Source organism: Pseudomonas sp. PB3P13, assembly GCF_054897735.1.
In genome coordinates, this window is record NZ_CM142702.1 from 3,827,498 (window position 1) to 3,848,925 (window position 21,428).

Below are 21,428 nucleotides of genomic sequence, written 5' to 3' on the forward strand. Positions count from 1 at the left end.
CGAGGTGTCCTCGGCAAAAAAACTGAACACAAAGATTAGCCGGCGCGGCCTGAGCGTCAATTGCACGAGTGTATGGTTTGTGCAACCAGGCGTTGCAACCTTCGACAGGCCACCTGGCCATCAAAACCCCTCGAGTTCCGCCATCAAATCATTCAACCGATCCACCTTCTCCCCGGTCAGGTCGTTCGCCGCCAGGCCCTCGATGTACCCCGCCAGTTCCGCCACCGTGCTGCACTCGAACATCGCCCGCAGCGGTACATCGCGTTGCAGGGTTTGCTGCACCCGCGATGCAATCTGCGTTGCCAGCAAGGAATGACCACCGAGCTCGAAAAAGTTGTCCTGCACGCCCACCCTCTCGACTTTCAACACCTGCGCCCAGATGTCCGCCAGCGTCTGCTCCAATTCACTGCGCGGCGCCTGATAATCGTGGCTCTGCAACTGGCCGATCTCCAGCGTCGGCAGCCTTTTGCGATCCAGCTTGCCATTGGCGTTCAGCGGCATCCGTTCCAGCCACAACCAATGCAGCGGCACCATGTATTCCGGCAACTCGGCGCGCAGCCGCTGCTTGATGCGCTCCAGATGTTCGCTGGAATTCGAAGCCGAATCTGCCGCCACCAGAAAACCCACCAGATGCTTGCCGTTGCCGCCGTCCTGCACACCCACCGCGGCCTCGCGTACCTCTGGTTGCTCGTGCAGACGCGCTTCGATTTCACCCAGTTCAATGCGGTAGCCGCGGATTTTCACCTGATGATCGATCCGCCCGACGTATTCCAGCAGGCCGTCGCTGCGCCGCCGCGCCAGGTCGCCGGTGCGATACAAGCGATCGCCCGGTGCGCCGAACGGGTTGGGCACAAACACCTGTGCCGTGCGCAATGGATCGCTGACATAACCGCGGCCGACACCGGTACCGGCGACACACAGCTCGCCCACTGTCCCCAGCGGCACGAGGTCGAGCGCGCCATCGAGCAGGTACAAACGGTTGTTGTCGGTCGGCGCACCAATCGGCAAATAACTACCGCGGGTCGAGGCCAGGTCGACGCGGAAGAACGCCACATCGTCGGAACATTCCGCCGGGCCATAGGCGTTTACCAGCCCGATGTCCGGGTAACGCAGCAGCCATTGATGGGCCAGCTCCGGCGGCATCGCTTCACCGGTCGGCAGCATCCAGCGCAGACCGTCAAGGCCCATGCGTTCCTGTGCGAGCATGCCCTGAATCAGCGACGGCACGCTCTCCAGCACGCTGATGCCTTGCGCCGAGACATGCGCCAGCAAGCCCTGCGGATCGTGGGCGATGGTAGTCGGCACGATGTCCACCCGCGCACCGAACAACGGCGCGGCGAGGAACTGCCAGACCGAAATATCGAAGCTTTGCGACGCTGTCTGCGCGATCACATCAACTTCGCTGAGCTTGAGATAGGGCACCTTGCTCAACTGGTTATTGAGCATGCCGCGTTGCTCGACCATCACCCCTTTTGGCAGGCCGGTGGAGCCCGAGGTGTAGATGACATAGGCGAGGTTATCCGGACCGCTGTAGACGCCTGGATTATCCAGCGCGACCTGGCTCGCTTGTACCTGTTCCCAGACCAGCAACTTCGGTCGATTGGCGCAGGCGAATTCGTCCAGCAGCGCGACGGCCTGATCGTGACAGGCTTGAGTGCAGACCAGTAACGGCGTGCGGCTCAAGTCGATGATCCGGCCCAGCCGCTGGCTCGGCAGGCCCGGGTCGAGCGGCAGATAACCGGCGCCCGCCTTGAAGCTGCCAATGATCATGCCGAGCAGATCGAGGTTGCGCTCAGCGAGCAACGCCACCGGTTGATCCAGGCCCACACCGGCGGCGATCAACGCATGCCCGAGGCGATTGCTGCGCCGATTCAGCTCGTCGTAAGTGTGTTGCTGATCGAGGCAACTCGCGACGATGCGCTGCGGATGCTGAGCGACCTGCGCTTCGAACAGGGCGACATAACCGTGTTCCAGTGGATAGTCGTGATCGCTCGGATTGCAGTCATTGAGCAGAAAAACCTCTTCCTCTGCGCTGAGCAGCGGCAAGTCCGCCATGTCGCCATGGAAGCCATCGACCAGCGCCAACAACAGACGCTTGAATTCACCGAGCATGCGCTCGATGGTCGACTCGTCGAAATAACGCTGGTCATACGACAGGTGCAGCCCCAGGTCATCGCCCGGATAACACACCGCCGTCAGCGGGAAGTTGGTGTGGGTGCGGCCCGAATCCGAGGTCGCGTCAAGGCTCTGCGCACGGTCCAGCACCGAGACTTCCACCGGTGCGTTTTCAAAGACAAACAGGCTGTCGAACAGCGGCTGGCCTTTGGGTAACTCGCTGCTTTCCTGAATGCTCACCAGCGGCAGGTACTCGTATTCGCGCAGTTGCATGTTGCTGTCGAGCAAGGCGCTCAGCCACGCGCGGACGCTGCAGCGCTGGTCGTCCTCGGGCATCTTCACCCGCAGCGCGATGCTGTTGATGAACAGGCCGACGGTGCGTTGCATCTGCGGCATGTCCACCGGCCGCCCGGCCACCGTGACCCCGAACAGCACGTCGCGATCACCGCTCAAGCGCCGCAGCACCAAAGCCCACGCCGCCTGGGCGAAGGTGTTGATGGTCAACTGATGCACCTGCGCCAGCTCGCGCAGCTGCGCACCGTCGCGTGCATCCAGTCGGGTGTAGCAATCGCCGACGATCATGCCGCCGCTGTCACCGGCATGTTCACGCAGAAACGGTCGGTCGCCCGGAATCGGCGTGGTCCGCTCGAAGCCTTGCAGATTGCTTTTCCACCACTGACGCGCCTCGACCAGACTCTGCCGTTGCAGCCAGCCGATGTAATCGCGGTAGCGCGGCGGCAGCGGCAACTGCGCGTCGCGACCTTCGCCGAGCGCCCCGTAAATCTCGAAGAAATCGTTCATCAGCAGCGAGCGGCACCAAGCGTCGATCAGAATGTGGTGGTTGCTCATCATGAACCAGTACCGCGCCGCGCCGACCTTGATCAGGCGCAGGTGGAAGGGTGCCTGATGCAACAGATCGAAACCGGCTTCGCGTTCGCTTTTCAACAATGCCTGCAGTTTTGCTTCTTGCTCGCCTTCGCATACGCCTGTCCAGTCCAGATAGTCGATCGGCGTGCTGCCCGGTTTGTGAATCACTTGCAACATGTCTTCGCCGACGTTCCAGCAGAACGACGCGCGCAAGGCTTCGTGACGGGCAATGACTGCCTGCCAGGCCTGGGCGAACCGCTGCGGATCGAGCTCGCTGTTGATGCGGTAACGGTCCTGCATGTAATAGAGACCGGTGCCCGGCTCAAGCAAGGTGTGCAGCAGCATGCCTTCCTGCATGGGCGTCAGCGGGTAGACGTCTTCGATGTTGGCGGCCGGGATCGGCAGGGCATCGAGTTGCGGCTGGGTAAGTCTGGCCAACGGGAAGTCCGACGGCGTCAGGCCGCCAGCATCGTCTTGCAGGCAGTGTTCGATCAGACTGTGCAACTCGCCGAGGTAGGCGTGCGCCAGTTCAGCAATGGTCTGTGGATCATAGCGTTGCGCGCTGAAGGTCCAGCGCAGCAGCAGTTCACCGCCATAGACCTGACTGTCGATGCTCAGCTCACTGGGCAGCGGCGCTTGCGGATCGTGCGCGGCACCGACCGGCTCGTCCAGCGGATGGAACAGCGCATCGGCGCCGAAACTCTGGTCGAACTGACCGAGGTAGTTGAAGGTGATGGGCGCCACAGGCAGCGCGGCCATGGTCTGCCGGCACAGATCGTCGGCGAGGTAACGCAGCACCCCGTAACCCAAGCCTTTGTGCGGTACGGCGCGCAGTTGTTCCTTGATGGCCTTGATCGAAGCGCCCTGCTCCTCCAAAGGTGTCAGACGCAGTGAGTAGGCGCTGGTGAACCAGCCGACGGTGCGGGTCAGGTCGATTTCGTCAAACAGCGTTTCGCGGCCGTGGCCTTCAAGTTGAATCAAGACTGATTCGTTGCCGCTCCAGCGGCACACCACTCGAGCCAATGCGTTCAGCAACAGGTCGTTGACTTGAGTGCGGTACGCGCTCGGCGCCTGTTGCAGCAATTGCCGGGTGGACTCGGCGTCGAGGCGCACGCTGACGGTTTCTGCGTGGCAACTGTGTCGGCCGCCGTTCGGGCGATCACACGGCAGTTCAGCACGTGGTCCGGCAAGCCGGGCCTGCCACCAGCCCAGTTCTTCACGCAGCGAGTCGCTGCCGGCATACGCCTGTAGACGCGCGGCCCAATCCCTAAAGGCGCTGGTTTTCGCCGGCAGCTTGACCGCCTCACCGAGTTCCAGTTGCCGGTACAGGGTTTGCAAATCGTCAAGCAACACCCGCCACGACACCCCGTCCACCACCAAGTGATGAATGGCGATAAACAACCGCTGCGCGCCCTCCGGCCCATCGACCAGCAGCACCCGCATCAACGGTCCGTTCTCCAGGTCAAGACTGCGCTGGGCAGCGGCGAACAGGGCCGCGCATTTATCCATCGCCGAGACCTGCACCTGCCGCAGCACCGGCGCGTCGTCGATCGGCTGATGACGAGCTTTCCATTCGCCAGCGCTTTGCTCAAAACGCAGACGCAGCGCATCGTGCTGCTCGATCACCGCCAGCAGGGCCTGCTCCAGGCGATGCGGTTCCAGTGCAACCGTCGGCGCCAGCAGCAGCGCCTGATTCCAGTGCTGACGCTGGGGAATGTCGCTGTCGAAAAACCAGTGCTGTATCGGTGTCAGTCGCGATTCACCGCTGAGCAGGCCTTGCTCGGCCGTGACCTGTTCACTGCGGGTGGCGACGGCTGCGAGCGTCTGCACGGTCTGGTGCTGAAACAGGTCGCGCGGGCTGAAATGGATGCCCTGCTGCCGCGCCCTGCTGACCACCTGGATCGACAGGATCGAATCGCCGCCCAGCTCGAAGAAGTTGTCGTTGAGGCCCACCTGTACGACGTTCAGCACGGCGCACCAGATTCCGGCCAGGGTCAGCTCGAGTTCGTTGCTCGGCGCCACGTAATGCTGACGATTCTGCTCCGGATCCGGTGCCGGCAATGCGCGCCGATCGAGCTTGCCGTTGGCGGTCAGCGGCATGCTCGCCAGCAGGATCAGCTGTGTCGGCACCATGTAGTCCGGCAGCTGCGATTTCAGGTGATTTCTCAGGGCATCGCGCAGTGTCGCTTGCTGCTCGTCATCCTGCCCGGCCACGTCGCTGACCAGATAGCCAACCAACTGTTTGCCGCTCGGCGCGTCGAGTGCCAGCACCACCGCTTCGCGGATCGCAGGATGCTCCAGCAAACGGGTTTCGATTTCGCCGAGTTCAATGCGGAAGCCGCGAATTTTTACCTGATGGTCAATACGCCCGAGGTATTCGACCAGGCCATCGGCGCGCTGTCGCACCAGGTCGCCGGTGCGGTAAATGCGCCCGCCATTGGCCAGGAACGGGTCCGCGACAAAGCGCTCGGCAGTGACGCCCGGACGCTGGTGATAACCCTGCGCCAGACCGGGACCGCCAATATACAACTCGCCCGTCGCGCCTTGCGGCACCAGCGCCAGATCATTGTCGAGAATGTACGCCACACGCGCGCCGATGACGCTGCCAATCGGCACACTGCCCAGGCCCTCTGCAAGTTGCTGCGGCGCCAGACTCGCCAAAGGCATGACCACGGTTTCGGTCGGGCCATAGGCGTTGAAGAACAGCTGCGGTTTGAAGGCAGCGCGAATTCGCTGCAAATGTTCACCGGTCAACGCCTCGCCACCGGTGATGCACATGCGCACCGGCAGGGTTGCCTCCTGGGTGGACAGCCATTGCGCAAGCTGACTGCCGTAACTCGGGGTGAAGCCGAGGATATTGATTTGATGACGGCGGATCAGTCCGCAGATTTCTTGCGCGTCCCACTGGCCTTGAGCACGCAGGACCACCCGCGCACCGCTCAGCAGCGGCACCAGCAAACGCTCGGTCGCGGCGTCGAAGTTGATCGAATAAAAATGCAGTTCGCAGTCGTCCGGACGCATGCCGAAGCGCTCGATCACCGCGCGGCAATGCATGGCGATTTCACCGTGAGACACCACCACGCCTTTCGGTTTGCCAGTGGAGCCAGAGGTGTAAATCAGGTACGCCTGATGCTGCGGCAGGCTGATAAACGGCAACTCGCTGGCCGGGTAATTGGCCAGTGCTGCGGCGTCGTCTTGCAGACACCAGCGGCCCACGCTCGGCGGCAATTGGCCCAACGCTTTGAACATCGCCGCATCGCTGAGCAGCAAGCCGATGCCGCTGTCTTCAATCATGTAATGCAAACGTTCTAGCGGATACTCCGGATCCAGCGGCACGTAAGCGCCGCCGGCCTTGAGAATCGCCAGCAGACCGACGACCATTTCCAGCGAGCGTTCCAGTGCCAGACCGACGCGCACCTGCGGTCCGACACCGCGCTCGCGCAGCATCCAGGCCAGGCGATTGGCCCGCCGGTCGAGGTCGGCATAACTTAAGGTTTGATCGCCGAACGTCAACGCCGGCGCGTCGCCACGGACAAGTGCCTGCTCGCTGAACAATTGATGAATGCACAGATCCAGCCGATGTTCACCCGGCTCGACAGCGAGGCTGTCCAGCAGCGATTGCTGTTCGCCGGCGTCCAGCAGCGGCAGTTCGCCGAGGCGTTGCTGCGGATCGGCCAGCAGCGCTTCCAGCAGATTGCGCCAGTGCCCGGCCATGCGTGCAATGCGCGACTCATCGAACAGATCGGTGCTGTAAGTCAGGCAGCAACCGAGGCGATGGTCGAGGTCGGTGACTTCAAGGTTGAGGTCGAACTTGGTCGCGCGGGCATCGTTGGCCAGGTACTCGACGGTCATGCCGGCGAGTGTGCGGCTCTGCTGGAATTCCCAGCGCTGCACGTTGCACATCACCTGGAACAGCGGGTTGTAAGCGGTGCTGCGCGGCGGTTGCAAGGCTTCGACCAGATGATCGAACGGCAAGTCCTGATGGGACTGACCTTCGATGACAGTGTGGCGAACCTGCTCGAACAACTCGGCGACCGACATCTGCCCATCGAGTTGGCAGCGCAGCACCTGGGTGTTGAGGAATGCGCCGATCAGCCCTTCGCTTTCCGGACGAATCCGGTTGGCCACCGGCGCACCGATGCGCAGGTCAGTCTGGCCGCTATAACGGTAAAGCAGCACGGCCAGCGTGGCGGTCATGGTCATGAACAGGGTCAGACCGTTTTGCGCATTGAAGGCGCGAACCCGCGCAGCCAGATCATCGCTCAGATCGAAGCGCAACAGCTCGCCCCGATGACTTTGCACCGCCGGGCGCGGCCTGTCGGCGGGCAATTCCAGCAGCGGATGTTCGCGGCCCAGTTGCGCAGTCCAGTAATCCAGTTGGCGCTGACGCTCGCCGGATTCCAGCCACTGCCGCTGCCAGACGCTGTAATCGAGGTATTGCACCGGCAGCGGCAACAGCGGCGATTCGCGGTCATCGACGAATGCTTCATAAAGCGCGCTCAGCTCACGGGCGAAGATGTCCATCGCCCAGCCTTCGGTGACGATGTGGTGCAAGGTCAGCACCAGATAATGTTCGTGCTCGGCGGTCTTGACCAAACTGACGCGCAGCAGCGGGCCGGTTTCCAGATTGAAAGGCTGGTGCGCCTCGCTATCGGCCAGTGCTTGCACCCGCTGCTCACGGAGGTCGGCGTCCAGCGCCGAGAAATCTTTCCAGTCCATGCGCAGGCCGGTTTGCGGGTGTACCCGCTGCTGGGCCACGCCGGCGATGCTCGGGAACGTGGTGCGCAAGGTTTCGTGGCGCATGATCAGCGCCTGCAACGCCGCCTCGAACCGTCCGACATCGAGCACGCCGCGCAGCCGCGCCATGCCGCCAACGTTGTAGGCCGGACTGTGCGGCTCCATCTGCCAGAGAAACCACATGCGCTGTTGCGAATAGGACAGCGGCACCGGATTGCGCCGGTCGACTGTCTCGATGGGCGGCTGCTTGTTGGTGCTGCCGCCGACTTGAATCTGTCGAACCTGCTCGGCAAAAGCGCCGAGTTGACTGTGCTCGAACAACGTCCGCAGCGGCAGCTCGACGTTACAGGCCTGACGCGTGCGCGAGATGATTTGTGTGGCCAGCAGCGAGTGGCCGCCGAGCGCAAAAAAATCATCGCGCAGGCCGGCTTGCGCAAGGCCCAGCACATCGCGCCAGACGCCGGCAATCTGCCGTTCCAGCGCGGTGACTGGCTCGACGTGTTCGTGCACCTGCCAGTGAGGTTCCGGTAAAGCGCGGCGGTCGAGCTTGCCGCTGGGGCCGAGGGGCATTTGCTCCAGGCGCATCAGTTGCGCCGGCACCATGTAGTCAGGCAGCTCGGCCAGCAGCGCAGCGTTCAATCGAGCGCTTTGCTCTTCGACGGATTCGTCGCATTCCACGGCGGTGTAGTAACCGATCAACTGTCCACCGACCGCGGTTTCGCGCAGCAGCACCACTGCTTGAGCGACACCGGACTGGGCGAGCAGGCGCGCTTCGATTTCCTGCGGCTCGACGCGAAAACCGCGCAGTTTGACTTGCTGATCGAGACGACCCAAATAGTCGATCACCCCATCGGCGGTCCAGCGTGCGCGGTCGCCGGTGCGATAGAGGCGCGTGCCCTGCTCGCCCAGCGGATCGACCACGAAGCGTTCGGCGGTCAAACCCGGTCGGCCCAGATAGCCCCGCGCCAGACCGATGCCGCTGATGCACAGTTCGCCCGGCACCCCGGCTGGCAATGCATTGAGTTCGCTGTCGAGTATCCGGCAGACGACATTGCCCAATGGCCGCCCGATCGGCGAACGCTCGCCATCGGCTGTTGTGCAATGCCAATGGGTGACATTGATCGCGGTTTCGGTCGGGCCGTAACGGTTGTGCAACTGCACCGCTGGCAGACGTGCCAGCACACGCTCGCGCAGCTCCGCAGGCAAGGCTTCGCCGCCGGAGAAAATCCGCCGCAGGCTGGTGCATTGCGCACTCAACGGCTCCTCGATAAACAACGACAGCAGCGGCGGCACGAAATGCAATGTGGTCACGCCGTACTGCTGAACCAATTGGGCGATGCGCTGCGCATCGCGGTGCTCGCCAGGGGCGGCGATCAGCAAACGCGCGCCGGTGACCAGCGGCCAGAAGCATTCCCACACCGACACGTCAAAACTGATCGGCGCTTTTTGCATCAGCACATCGCTGTCGTCCAGTTGATAGGTGCGCTGCATCCATTGCAGACGTTCGGCGAGGGCCGCGTGGGTATTGCCGACGCCTTTTGGCTGGCCGGTGGAACCCGAGGTGTAAATCACGTAGGCGAGATTGTCGCCGTGCAAATGCAGGCCCGGTGCCTGGCTTGGCCAGCTCTCCAGGTGCAGCGCGTCCATGGCGATCACGCTGACGCCATCGCTGGCCGGCAACCGATCAAGCAGCGCGGTTTGCGTCAGCAGCAAGTCGACGCCGCTGTCGCGGAGCATGTAGGCCAGACGCTCGGCCGGGTACTCCGGGTCCAGCGGCACATAGGCACCGCCGGCTTTGATGATCGCCAGCAGGCCGATCATCAACTGCGGCGACCGCTCGGCGGCGATGGCCACGCAGACGTCCGCGCCAACGCCTTTGTCGCGCAGGTAATGCGCGAGGCGATTGGCCCGGGCCTGCAGTTCGCCGAAGTCGAGGCTGCCGCCCTCCCACATCAGCGCGGTACTTTGCGGTGCACGCCGCGCCTGTTCGTTGAGCAGCTCAGGCAGCCATTGGCTCGCCGGAACGCACGGCGCGGCGGCCCAGTTGGTTTGCTGATCATGCTCGCCCGGCGTGAGCAACAGCAGGTCGCCGACAGCGGTGTGCGGCTGTGCACAAATGGCATTGAGCAGGTTGCAGAAATGCTGCGCAAGACGCTCGATGGTCGCTGCGTCGAACAGTTCGCTGGCGTAATCGAACGACAGGCTCAAATGCCCGTTGCGATCTTCCTCGCTGTGCAGCTGCAGGTCGAATTTGGCTTCACGGCTGTGCCACGGCAGTTCTTCGGCAAGCAAACCCGGCAAGCGTCGCAGCGCGCTCAAGTCCCGCTGTTGATGGTTGAACATCACCTGGAACAGGCCTTGTTCGCGCGCCTGCGGGAACGCCTCAAGCAGTTGTTCGAACGGCAGGTCCTGATGCGCTTGGGCACCCAGCGCGGCCAGCCGGGTTTGCGCCAGCAACTCAACGAAGGACAGCCGTGAGTCGACCTCGGCGCGCAGCACCTGGGTGTTGATGAAAAACCCGATCAGCCCTTGGGTTTCCAGGCGCGGACGGTTGGCGTTCGGCACGCCGATACGGATGTCGCGCTGGCCGCTGTAACGGTGCAGCAGGCTCTGAAACGCCGCGAGCAAGAGCATGAACGGTGTGGCCTCGTGGGCCTGCGCCGTTTGGCGAATCGCCTCGCTCAACGGTGCGCCGAGCTTGATCGAATGGCGTGCCGCGCTGAAGGTGTGCTGCGCTGAGCGCGGATGATCGGTGGCCAGACTGAGGGTCGGATGCTCCTCGCCCAATTGCGTTTTCCAGTACGTCAGTTGTCGCTCGCCCTCGCCTTGCGCCAGCCATTGACGCTGCCAGCTGCCGTAATCGGCATAGTGCGTTGGCAGCGCTGCGAGCGTCGCCGTCTGACCTTGGGATGCGGCGGCATAGAGCCGTGAAAATTCATCGATCAAAACGTTCAGCGACCAGCCGTCAGCGATGATGTGGTGTAGCGTCACCAGCAATTGATGATCGTCATCGGCCAAGCGCACCAGCGTCACCCACAGCAGCGGGCCTTTGTACAGATCGAACCGGGTGTGCGCTTGGTCCTCGCGGATCTGCAGCGCACGAGCTTCGCGCTCGGCCACCGGCAGATCGCCGATGTCGATCCGTTGCAGGTTGAATTCGGCGCGAGCATCGACCTGTTGCAGCGCCACGCCATCACGCTCGAAGAACCGCGTGCGCAGGGACTCGTGGCGGTCGAGCAGTTGCTGGAAACTGGCGCGCAAGGCGTCTTCATCGAGTTCGCCGCGCAAGCACAAGGCGCCGGGAATGTTGTAGGCGCTGCTTTGCGGATCGAGTTGCCAGGTGATCCACAGACGGTTTTGCGCGAGCGATTGCGGTAGCGCTTCGCTGCGCGACAACCGCGTGATCGCACCTTGGGCGAGGCCGCCATCCTGTAGCCGCGCCACGGCGCAGGTAAATGCGCCGAGGGTTGGGGCTTCGAACAACAGGCGCAGGTTCAGCTCCAGGCCTAGCTCTTCACGCAGCCGCGCGACCACTTGTGTGGCGGCGATGGAGTTGCCGCCGAGGAGGAAAAAATGGTCATCGCTGCCGACCTGTTCGACCTGCAATTGCTCACCCCAGATCCGGCCGATCAGGGTTTGCAGCGCGGAACCCGATTTAATTTCCTCAGCGTTATCAGTGGCAGTCGTCGGAAACAACGCATAGCTGTCGAGGCTGCCATCGGCCAGGCGATCGCGGCACGCCGAGCGTTGCAGTTTGCCGCTGGAGGTCTTCGGCAACGCGCCGGGGTTAAGCAACACCACCACGCTCGGCGCTTCCTGATACGCCTCGGCGACCGCTTGACGAATGGCTTTGATCAATGCTTCCGACGGCAGGATTTTCTGCACGCTGCGGCTGATCTCGGCAGCGATACCGATACCTTCCTGACCGTCAACATTCACTGCGAAGGCCGCAACCCGGCCTTTGCGCACGACTTCAACTTCGCGCTCGATGGTCTGTTCAATGTCCTGCGGATAGAGGTTGTGGCCGCGCACGATCAGCAGGTCTTTCAAGCGCCCGGTGATGAACAACTCACCCTCGCGCATGAACCCCAGATCGCCGGTACGCAGCCAGGTGCGGCCGGCCTTCTCGACAAAAGTTTGCGCCGACGCTTGCGGCTTGCGCCAGTAACCGTGGGCAATGCTCGGCCCGGTCGCCCAGACCTCACCTACCGTATTGTCGGCCAGCTCGGTAAGCGCCAGCGGATCGACGATCTGCACGGCGTGATCCGGCTGACTGATCCCGCAACTCATGATCGCGCGACCCTCGCCCGGCTCGGCGCGGTTTTGCGCCAGCGCCTGATCGTCCACGCGCAGGTTGCCAATCCCCTGCCCCCGTGCAGTGCCAGCGACAAACAGGGTGGCTTCAGCCAAACCATAAGACGCCATGAAATGGTCCGGGGTGAAACCACAAGGCGCGAACTTCTCGGCGAAGCGGTCCAGTGTGTCGAGGCGAATCGGTTCCGAGCCGGAATAGGCCACGCGCCAGCCGCTCAGGTCGAGGCGTTCCAGCGCCGATTCACTGACGCGCTCGCTGCACAGTCGATAGGCGAAATCCGGGCCGCCGCTGATGGTGCCGCGGTACTCGCTGATCGCTTCCAGCCAGCGTAGCGGCCGGCCCAAAAAGTAGGCCGGCGACATCAGAACGCACGGCACGCCGCTGAAAATCGGCTGCAACAGACCACCGATCAGGCCCATGTCGTGGTACAGCGGCAGCCAGCTGACGATCACGTCGTCGGGGTTCAGGTCGATGCCGAAGCCGTGGCGAATCAGCGATTCGTTGGCGACCAGATTGCCGTGGCTGACCTGCACGCCTTTGGGCAACGCGGTGGAGCCGGAGGTGTATTGCAGGAAAGCGATGTGATTGTGATCAAGAGCAGGTTCAAGCCAATGCTCGGCCTGCCCGGCAGATAATGTGTCCACGCACAGCAGCGGCGGCGCACCTTCGATGTGCTGCAACGCGTCGCGCAGGTCGGCACTGGTGAGTAACAAACGCGGCTGGGCATCGCTGATGATCGACAGCAGACGCTCCTGATGATGACGCCTGGCCGATTCCGGCGGGTAAGCAGGGACTGCAATCACGCCTGCGTACAAACAGCCAAAAAACGCCGCAACGTAGTCCGGACCACTGGGAAACAGCAGCACCGCACGATCGCCGAAATCCGCTTGCGCCTGCAACGCACCGGCAATCATCCGCGCCCGTTGATCCAGTTGGCGATAACTGAGCACCACGGTCTGATCGGCGGTTTCGGCAAGGAAACGCAAGGCCACCCGATCCGGTGTCAGGGCCGCGCGGCGCTGAAGGGCCTGGACCAGGGTGCTGGGGATTTCGAACGCGTCGGTCATGAGGTTTCCTGCCTGAATTCGGCTTGCAAGGGGTATCGGTGTCGGTGCGCCACGCCCTTGGAGGGCATGCGGGGGGCGGTCTGCGCCGACCGCCCAAGGCATTGGGAATGCGCTTGGAACGAGACTGTCATCCGGTTCCATCACCCATAAGAACGCGTGACATCGGCAAATAATTAGTCGGCTGGCCTGATCGTCAGAGGGCCAAGGTGTGGCCACGTGTCGCGGTTATTACTCTGCACTTTCTAGAAGGATTAATTCTCTTTCTCAATTGACAATAATTATCATTCAACATAATTTGTTGCTCGATGTGTAGGACGACTCCGAAGCGCACGTCGTCCTGCGACCCTATTTGCAGCAAGGTGATTTCCATGACGGAACAAGTATCCACAAGCAGGTGCGACTCACCGCTACTTCAGGCATTCGTCGACAATCGACTGATTTTGGTAAAAATTGCAGCGCGCATCACCGGCTGCCGGTCACGCGCCGAGGATGTGGTTCAGGATGCGTTTTTCCGCCTGCAATCGGCACCGCAGATCACGTCGTCGTTCAAGGCTCAGCTGAGTTACCTGTTCCAGATCGTGCGAAATCTGGCGATTGACCACTATCGCAAGCAAGCGCTGGAACAGAGGTATTCCGGGCCGGAAGAGGAAGGCTTGAATGTAGTAATTGCGGGCGCTTCGCCGGAAGCCTCGCACATCAATTTCTCGACTCTGGAAAACATCGCCGACGCGCTGAGCGAACTCCCCAGCCGCACGCGTTACGCCTTCGAGATGTACCGTTTGCACGGCGTGCCGCAAAAGGACATCGCCAAGGAACTGGGCGTGTCGCCGACGTTGGTGAACTTCATGATCCGTGATGCGCTGGTGCATTGCCGAAAAGTCTCGGGAAGTCGCGCGGACACGTTTGCGCGGCGCTAGGCTGGGAGATTGCAGCGCACCGTTCGCCCGTCTTTGAACCGCGTCGCCGTCATTCGCGTGCAAGCCTCATTTGTGGTCATATCAAACTGTGGAAGCAGCCTGTGCGCGATGGCGGAACCGAACTCGGCTCGATCTCACGGCTGTTCGCTGGCAGGCCAGCTCCCACATTTGACCGAATGCTCTCAGAGAAAGTGCTCGAATGTGGGAGCCGAGCTTGCTCGCGAAGACTGCCTCAAGACCCACCAAGATCCTGATCCCTGCCCATCACGCCAGCACACACCGATCAAAAAACCGCTCCCGCCCCAGCACCATCAACGCCGCGCGCTTGTGCGGGAAGTCGAATTCCCTCTCGCAGTAGAAGCACTGATTCTGCAGATACCCGATCATCTTCGCGTTGTCGGCACGCGGTTCGGCGACCACTCGCTGAGTGCGCGGATCGTCGAGAAACAGGTAATGCACCAGCGCCGATAACCAGCTCGCCACCTTGTGCGGCCCCCGATGATTTTCTTCCCCGACCAGCATATGAATGCCGCGGTCGTAATCGGCTGCTTCATAAAATGGCGCGATGCGATCCTCTTTGGTCCAGTAGGCTTCGAAATAAGCAAACGGCTGATCGTCGAAACAGCCGATCAAGGTCAAGGTATGCGGGTCGGCTTCAAGTTTTTCCAGGTAGGCGCGATGCTGCTCAAGGCTGCCCTGCTCCTCCCAGAAGCGGGCAACGCGCGCGCTGTTTTGCCAGCGACTGAAGCGCTCCAGGTCCCGTTCGATTTCAACCGCACGCAGGGAAATCCATGCACCCAGCCGCGCATCGAAGCGTCGATAGACTTCGCCGCGCGGTTTAACCGGGCGCAGCGGGTGGCGCTTGCCGCCACTGATGATCCTCTGCTGTGGATACACGCCCATCGTTGTCTGACCCAGCCAAGGCTGCGGCAGTTGCCAGAACAATGTGCGCTCACAGCGATATTCGCCGGCGGTTTCGGTGAGGATCAACAAACCGCTGAGCAAGGCTTGCGATGGCGCTGCGTCGAGCTGCCAGGTCAGGTGCTGACAGCAAGGATTGCGGGCAAACAACCAATAGCAGCTCGCCCAGATTGCCTGACTGTCCGGCTGACCAAAGCGCTCTTCGACATGCACCTGCCACCCGGGCTCGCGGATCAGGCGCAGCGTCACCAGCGGCTGTCCTTCCAGGCGCAACATCAGGCGGATGGCCGTTTCATCAGCCGTAAGGCTTTTGCCGGTCGGCAAGGCCAGGGCAGTCAGGGCATTCGGATTAGGCATGGGGGGGACTCACGATGTGTCGACAGTTCAACAAGTGACGCGAGCCAGTGCGGCAAATTTAACAGAGGGCGCAAAATACCTGCTTCGGTCTCAATTGCCCGGCACCGGCAGCACTGCGATTTTGTAGGGATTGAAAATCCTCAGCATCTGACCTTCCGCGCGTAACCCTTGCAGCAACTTGCCGAACGCCGCGCCACTGATCGGCGCCGCCGGGCGCAGGATCGCGTAATGATGGTAAATCTGGTCGATCCGTTGAGATACCAGCAGCTGACTCGCGACCGCCTCGTTGCGCAGCAGGTAATCGCTCAGGTAGGAACGCGTCACCAGCGCAATGTCGGCACGCCCGCGCAGCACCATCAGCAAGTTGCTGTCATGGGAATAGGTCAGCGTGGCGTTGTAGTTCTGCGCCAGGACTTTGGGGTCGGCGTTGAAGCGGGCGAATTCGTAGTGATAGCCGCTGAACAGCGCCAGACGCTTGCCGGCGAGGTCGGCAAAATAATTTTGCTGACGTTCCACATGACCGTCGGGCGAGCGCTGCGCGACGAATATTTCCGCGTCTTCGAGCCCCATGTCGACACTGGTGTGCGGGATATCCTTCCAGCCCCATTGCGGATTCTCGAATATCGCCATGTCCACCCGGCCTTGCTTGAAATCGCCAAAGCGCCGCGGAATGGAGGTTGGCACCAACACAAACTGGTAGTCGCGTTGCGAGCTGTTCAGGGCTGCGAGCAATTGCGGGAGCAGGCCGGTGTCGGCCCCGGACTCGGGACGCACCGTGTAGGGCGGGAAATGCGCGGCGCCGACTCGCACCAGTTGTGCAGCTTGGGCCGGCAACTCCCACAGCGTCGCGAGCGCTACGAGCAAAAGCCCCAAGGCCGTCCGAATTGGCGAAGACTTCAAAACACCCACTCCCCGAAAATGACGCATCAATGCATTGAAGCTAGGCGGTTTCGGCCACTTAGCCAGTTTCCTTCCCTGCTCACCGATATCACTGTTTTTCTTCCAGTACCAGAATCAACGCCTCATCGGCCAGTTGATCAAGATTCATGCTGCCTTCGGCGCGAAACCAGGTGGTGGTCCAGGACAGCGCACCCGTGAGAAAACGCCGGGTGATGAACACATCGCCACGAATCATTCCGGCCTGTCTGGCCTCATCCAGTACTTGCAGCCAAAGGTCTTCATAGACATCGCGCAGCGCTAGCACTCTGGCCTGGCCGTCCTCGGACAGCGACCGCCATTCATACACCAACACCGCCATGGCTTCACCGCTGCCGCCCATGATCGACTGCAATTCACAGCGAATCAGCGCCAGCACCCGCTCACGTACGCTGGTGGCATCGGCCAGTGCGGCACGCATCAGGGCGGTGTTATAGCGGATGGTTTCTTCCATCACCGCGCGCAGGATCTCGTCCTTGCTTTTGAAGTGATGAAAAATGCTGCCCGACTGAATGCCGACCGCGCCGGCCAGGTCGCGCACGGTGGTGCGCTCGTAGCCTTTGTTGCGAAACAGGTGAGCCGCCACTTGCAGCAATTTCCCACGGGCACTGTCCGGGTCGGTCAATTCGCCTTTATCGACCAGCTCACGCATCACCCGCAGGGCTTTTTGCTCGTCCACCCGTTCTCTCCTACAGTCGATCAATCAATACGCCACGCGCCGCGAAAACAGCTGGGGGGCGCCGGCAATTTAAGCTGGCGCAGGCAACCAAGCAAGCGCTTGGGATCAAGATCGCAACGCCCATTTACAAACCAAGCGCTTGCTTGGTAGTCTCGAAACCATTCTGTCGGAGGTGGCTATGCCATTGACTGCGCCCAAAACAATCCGCATCGGTTGCGCCAGCGCGTTCTGGGGCGATACTTCGACCGCTGCCGCGCAACTGGTTGAAGGCGGGCACCTGGATTACCTGGTGTTCGATTACCTGGCCGAAATCACCCTGTCGATCATGGCCGGTGCGCGGATGAAAGATCCCCAGGCGGGCTACGCCAGCGACTTCATCGACGTGCTCGGCCCTCTTCTCCCTCAACTCGCCGAACAGAAGATTCGCATCATCAGCAACGCTGGCGGCGTCAATCCACAAGCCTGCGCCGCCGCACTGCAAGCCGCATGCGATAAGGCCGGGGTCCCGTTGAAGATTGCCGTGCTACTGGGCGACGATCTGCAACCGCAGTTCAAACAGCTGAGCGGCAGCGGCGTTCGCGAAATGTTCAGCGGCGCGCCACTGCCATCCATGTGCGTGTCGACCAATGCCTACCTTGGCGCGCCGGGGATTGTCGAAGCATTGCGCCTGGGCGCGGACATCGTCATCAGCGGTCGCGTGGTCGACAGCGCCGTGGTCAGCGCCGCGCTCGTGCATGAATTCGCCTGGTCCTGGCAGGATTACGACAAACTCGCCCAAGCCGCACTGGCCGGGCACATCATCGAATGCGGCGCACAGTGCACCGGGGGTAATTTCACCGATTGGCGTGAGGTGCCGGACTACGAGCACATCGGCTTTCCGATCGTCGAGGTCAGCGCCGACAGTCAGTTCATCGTCTGCAAACCCGAAGGCTCGGGCGGGCTGGTCACACCGCTGACAGTGGGTGAGCAGATGCTCTACGAAATCGGCAATCCGCAAACCTATCTGCTGCCCGACGTGGTTTGCGATTTCACCGAAGTCAAACTCGTCCAGCAAGGGCGCAACGCGGTGCAGGTGCACGGCGCCAGAGGCCTGCCACCGACCGATCTGTACAAGGTCAGCGCCACGTATCTCGATGGTTTTCGCTGCACCGCCAGTTGCCTGATCGCCGGTATCGATGCCGTCGAAAAGGCGCGCCGGGTCAGCGAGGCGATCATCAACAAAACCTCGCAAATGTTCAGTGAGCGCGGCTGGGCGCCGTACAGCGAGGTGAACATCGAACTGCTCGGCAGCGAGGCGACTTACGGCCCGCACGGTCAGCGTCAGGACAGCCGCGAAGTGGTGATCAAACTCGCCGTGCGCCATCCGCACAAACAGGCGCTGATCGTGTTTTCCCGGGAGATCGCCCAGGCGGCTACCGGCATGGCGCCGGGGCTGACCGGCATTGTCGGCGGGCGGCCGACGGTGTACCCGCTGATCCGCCTGTTTTCGTTCTTGATCGACAAAACGGCCTGCGACCTGCAAATCGACTTTCAGAACCAGCGCCATCCTTGCACGCTGCCCGCCATCGAACGACTTGATCCGGCGGACCTGCCGGTGGCGCTGGAGCCACCCAAACCGACTGGCCGGGCCGATGCCAGCGTGGCCTTGGTGAAACTGGCGGTGGCGCGCTCCGGCGACAAAGGTAATCACAGCAACATCGGCATCATGGCTCGCAAACCTGAATTCCTGCCATGGATCGCCGAAGCGCTGACGCCGGAGGTGATCGTCGACTGGATGCGCCACGTACTTGATCCGATCCACGGTCGCGTCGAGCGCTGGTATTTACCCGCCACCCACAGCCTTAATTTTCTGTTGGAAAACGCCTTGGGCGGCGGTGGTGTGGCCAGTCTGCGCATCGATCCACAAGGCAAAGCTTTCGCCCAGCAACTGCTGGAGATCCAGATTCCGGTGCCGCAGAGCATCGCCGACCAGGTCAATTAAAGGACAGCCGCCGTGGCCTACGACTCGATTTTCAAAGCCGATCTGTTTGCCGGTCGAACAATAATTGTCACTGGCGGCGGCAGTGGCATCGGCCGCTGCACCGCCCACGAACTGGCGGCGCTCGGCGCTCAAGTCCTGCTGATCGGGCGCAAGCCGGACAAGCTGCAATCCGTGGTGGCGGAGATTACCGAAGACGGCGGCGAGGCTGACTGGGCGACCTGCGACATTCGCGACGAAGAAGCGGTCCGCCAGTTGGTCAGCCAATTGATCGGCAAGCACGGAGCGATCCACGGTCTGGTCAACAATGCCGGCGGGCAATACCCGGCGCCGCTGGCTTCGATCAATCAGAAGGGTTTCGAAACCGTGATGCGCACCAACCTGGTCGGCGGTTTCCTGATGGCCCGCGAAGTGTTCAACCAGTCCATGAGCAAACACGGCGGCGCTATCGTCAACATGCTCGCCGACATGTGGGGCGGCATGCCCGGTATGGGCCACTCGGGCGCGGCGCGTTCGGGCATGGACAACCTGACCAAGACCGCCGCGCTGGAGTGGGGTTACGCCGGGGTGCGGGTCAACGCGGTGGCGCCTGGCTGGATTGCCTCGAGCGGCATGGACACTTACGAAGGCGCGTTCAAAGCGGTCATTCCGACCTTGCGCGAGCATGTCCCGCTCAAACGCATTGGTACGGAATCGGAGGTCAGCGCGGCCATCGTGTTTCTGCTCAGCCCGGCTGCTGCGTTCGTCAGCGGCAGCACCTTGCGGATCGACGGTGCCGCCAGCCTCGGCGGTCGGGCGTGGCCGCTGCACCAGGCGCAGAACAGCGCGTCGTACAACGGTTTTCATCGCGCCTACTTGCCGCAAGTGCTGCAACCGGACGTCCTCAAGGACAAGGAATAAGCCATGCCGGTGATCCCGTCGCAAATCGACCCGTTCAGCGAACAATTCGCGCGTAACCGCGCCGCGATGCTGCTGGCCATCGAGCAAGTCCGTCAGCTCGAACAAAACGTGCTGAACAAGGCCAGCCAAGCCAAAGGCAAATTCGAGAAACGTGGGCAATTGCTGCCCCGCGAGCGCCTCAATCTGCTGCTTGACCCGGGCGCCCCGTTTCTCGAACTGGCAAGCCTGGCCGGCTACAAGTTGCATGACGACAAGGATGGCAGTTCGGCCGGCGGCGGGTTGATTGCCGGGATCGGGTATGTGTCCGGCGTGCGGGTGCTGGTGGTGGCGAACAACAGCGCGATCAAGGGCGGCACCATTTCCCCCAGCGGCCTGAAAAAGTCCCTGCGCCTGCAACAGATCGCCAGCGAGAACAAACTGCCGGTGATTACCCTCGCCGAAAGCGGCGGCGCGAACCTCAATTACGCGGCGGATATTTTCGTCGAAGGCGCGCGCAGCTTTGCCAATCAGGCGCGGATGTCGGCCATGGGTTTGCCGCAGATCACCGTGGTGCACGGCTCGGCGACGGCGGGCGGTGCCTATCAGCCCGGCTTGTCCGATTACGTGGTGGTGGTGCGTGGCAAGGCCAGGCTGTTTCTTGCCGGGCCGCCGTTGTTGAAAGCAGCGACCGGCGAAATCGCGACCGATGAACAGTTGGGCGGCGCCGAAATGCACGCGCAAGTTGCCGGCACCGCAGAGTACCTGGCCGAAAACGATGCCGACGGCGTGCGTCAGGCGCGCGAGATCGTCAGCCTGCTGGGCTGGAACGAGCAATTGCCGTGGCTGGCCGAGCGCACGGCGGACGAACCGCTCTATCCGATTGATGAGCTGCTGGGGCTGATCCCGGACGATCCGAAAAAACCTTACGACGTGCGTGAAATCATTGCGCGGATCGCCGATGGCTCGCGGTTTCTGGAGTTCAAAAGCGAGTTCGACCAGCAAACCGTCTGTGGCCATTTGCACATTCAGGGACGCACCTGCGGCTTTGTCGGCAACAACGGCCCGATCACGCCCAAGGGTGCAAGCAAGGCTGCGCAATTCATTCAGCTGTGCGACCAGAGTCAGACGCCGCTGCTGTTTTTTCACAACACGACCGGGTTCATGGTCGGCACCGAATCGGAACAGCAAGGCGTGATCAAGCACGGCGCCAAGATGATTCAGGCCGTCGCCAATGCTCGAGTGCCCAAACTAACGATTGTCGTCGGCGGCTCCTATGGCGCGGGCAATTACGCGATGTGTGGCCGGGGTCTGGATCCGCGCTTCATTTTTGCCTGGCCCAACAGTCGAACCTCGGTGATGGGCGGCGCCCAGGCCGGCAAAGTGCTGCGTATTGTCACCGAGGCCAAACAGCTCAAGGACGGGCTGGTCCCTGACCCGAAAATGCTCGACATGCTGGAACAGGTCACCGCGCAGAAGCTCGACAGCCAATCCACCGCGCTGTATGGCAGCGCCAACCTGTGGGACGACGGTTTGATCGACCCGCGCGATACCCGGACCTTGCTCGGCTACCTGCTGGACATCTGTCACGAAGCCGAGGTCCGGCGGCTGCACCCCAACACTTTTGGCATCGCCCGGTTCTGAGCCGGCGAGAGGAGAACAA

The 21,428-nt window shown here is 62.0% G+C and carries 8 protein-coding genes; 4 read left to right on the top strand and 4 right to left on the bottom strand.

Annotated elements, in window-relative coordinates:
* Nucleotides 1–120: 120 nt before the first annotated feature.
* Nucleotides 121–13,101 carry a non-ribosomal peptide synthetase gene (locus tag ACYZT1_RS17535; protein WP_462015936.1) on the bottom strand — a complete coding sequence of 4,327 codons (12,981 nt, stop codon included), beginning with the start codon at nt 13,099–13,101 and terminating at the stop codon, nt 121–123.
* A 368-nt stretch (nt 13,102–13,469) separates the two neighbouring features.
* Here ACYZT1_RS17535 and ACYZT1_RS17540 point away from each other — a divergent pair, with 368 nt between their 5' ends.
* Nucleotides 13,470–14,018 carry an RNA polymerase factor sigma-70 gene (locus ACYZT1_RS17540; RefSeq protein WP_462015937.1) on the top strand — a complete coding sequence of 183 codons (549 nt, stop codon included), beginning with the start codon at nt 13,470–13,472 and terminating at the stop codon, nt 14,016–14,018.
* 264 nt (nt 14,019–14,282) lie between these two features.
* Here the strand turns inward: ACYZT1_RS17540 and ACYZT1_RS17545 are convergent, their stop codons facing one another.
* From ACYZT1_RS17545 to ACYZT1_RS17555, 3 genes are all read right to left on the bottom strand, one after another.
* Complete coding sequence (locus tag ACYZT1_RS17545; protein ID WP_462015938.1) at nt 14,283–15,296, bottom strand: GNAT family N-acetyltransferase; 1,014 nt, start codon at nt 15,294–15,296, stop codon at nt 14,283–14,285.
* 90 nt (nt 15,297–15,386) lie between these two features.
* A complete protein-coding gene (locus tag ACYZT1_RS17550; RefSeq protein ID WP_462015939.1) occupies nt 15,387–16,196 on the bottom strand; it encodes a substrate-binding periplasmic protein in 810 nt (269 codons plus the stop codon).
* A gap of 88 nt (nt 16,197–16,284) precedes the next feature.
* A complete protein-coding gene (locus tag ACYZT1_RS17555; RefSeq protein ID WP_462015940.1) occupies nt 16,285–16,911 on the bottom strand; it encodes a TetR/AcrR family transcriptional regulator in 627 nt (208 codons plus the stop codon).
* A 178-nt stretch (nt 16,912–17,089) separates the two neighbouring features.
* Here ACYZT1_RS17555 and ACYZT1_RS17560 point away from each other — a divergent pair, with 178 nt between their 5' ends.
* From ACYZT1_RS17560 to atuC, 3 genes are read left to right on the top strand one after another with little or no spacing between them, the layout of a single operon-like run.
* Nucleotides 17,090–18,892, top strand: a complete 1,803-nt coding sequence (locus tag ACYZT1_RS17560) for an acyclic terpene utilization AtuA family protein (protein WP_462015941.1) — start codon at nt 17,090–17,092, stop codon at nt 18,890–18,892.
* 12 nt (nt 18,893–18,904) lie between these two features.
* Nucleotides 18,905–19,789, top strand: a complete 885-nt coding sequence (locus tag ACYZT1_RS17565) for an SDR family oxidoreductase (RefSeq protein ID WP_462015942.1) — start codon at nt 18,905–18,907, stop codon at nt 19,787–19,789.
* A 3-nt stretch (nt 19,790–19,792) separates the two neighbouring features.
* On the top strand, nt 19,793–21,409 hold the full coding sequence (gene atuC, locus ACYZT1_RS17570; protein WP_462015943.1) for a geranyl-CoA carboxylase subunit beta: 1,617 nt from the start codon (nt 19,793–19,795) through the stop codon (nt 21,407–21,409).
* Nucleotides 21,410–21,428 lie beyond the last annotated feature (19 nt).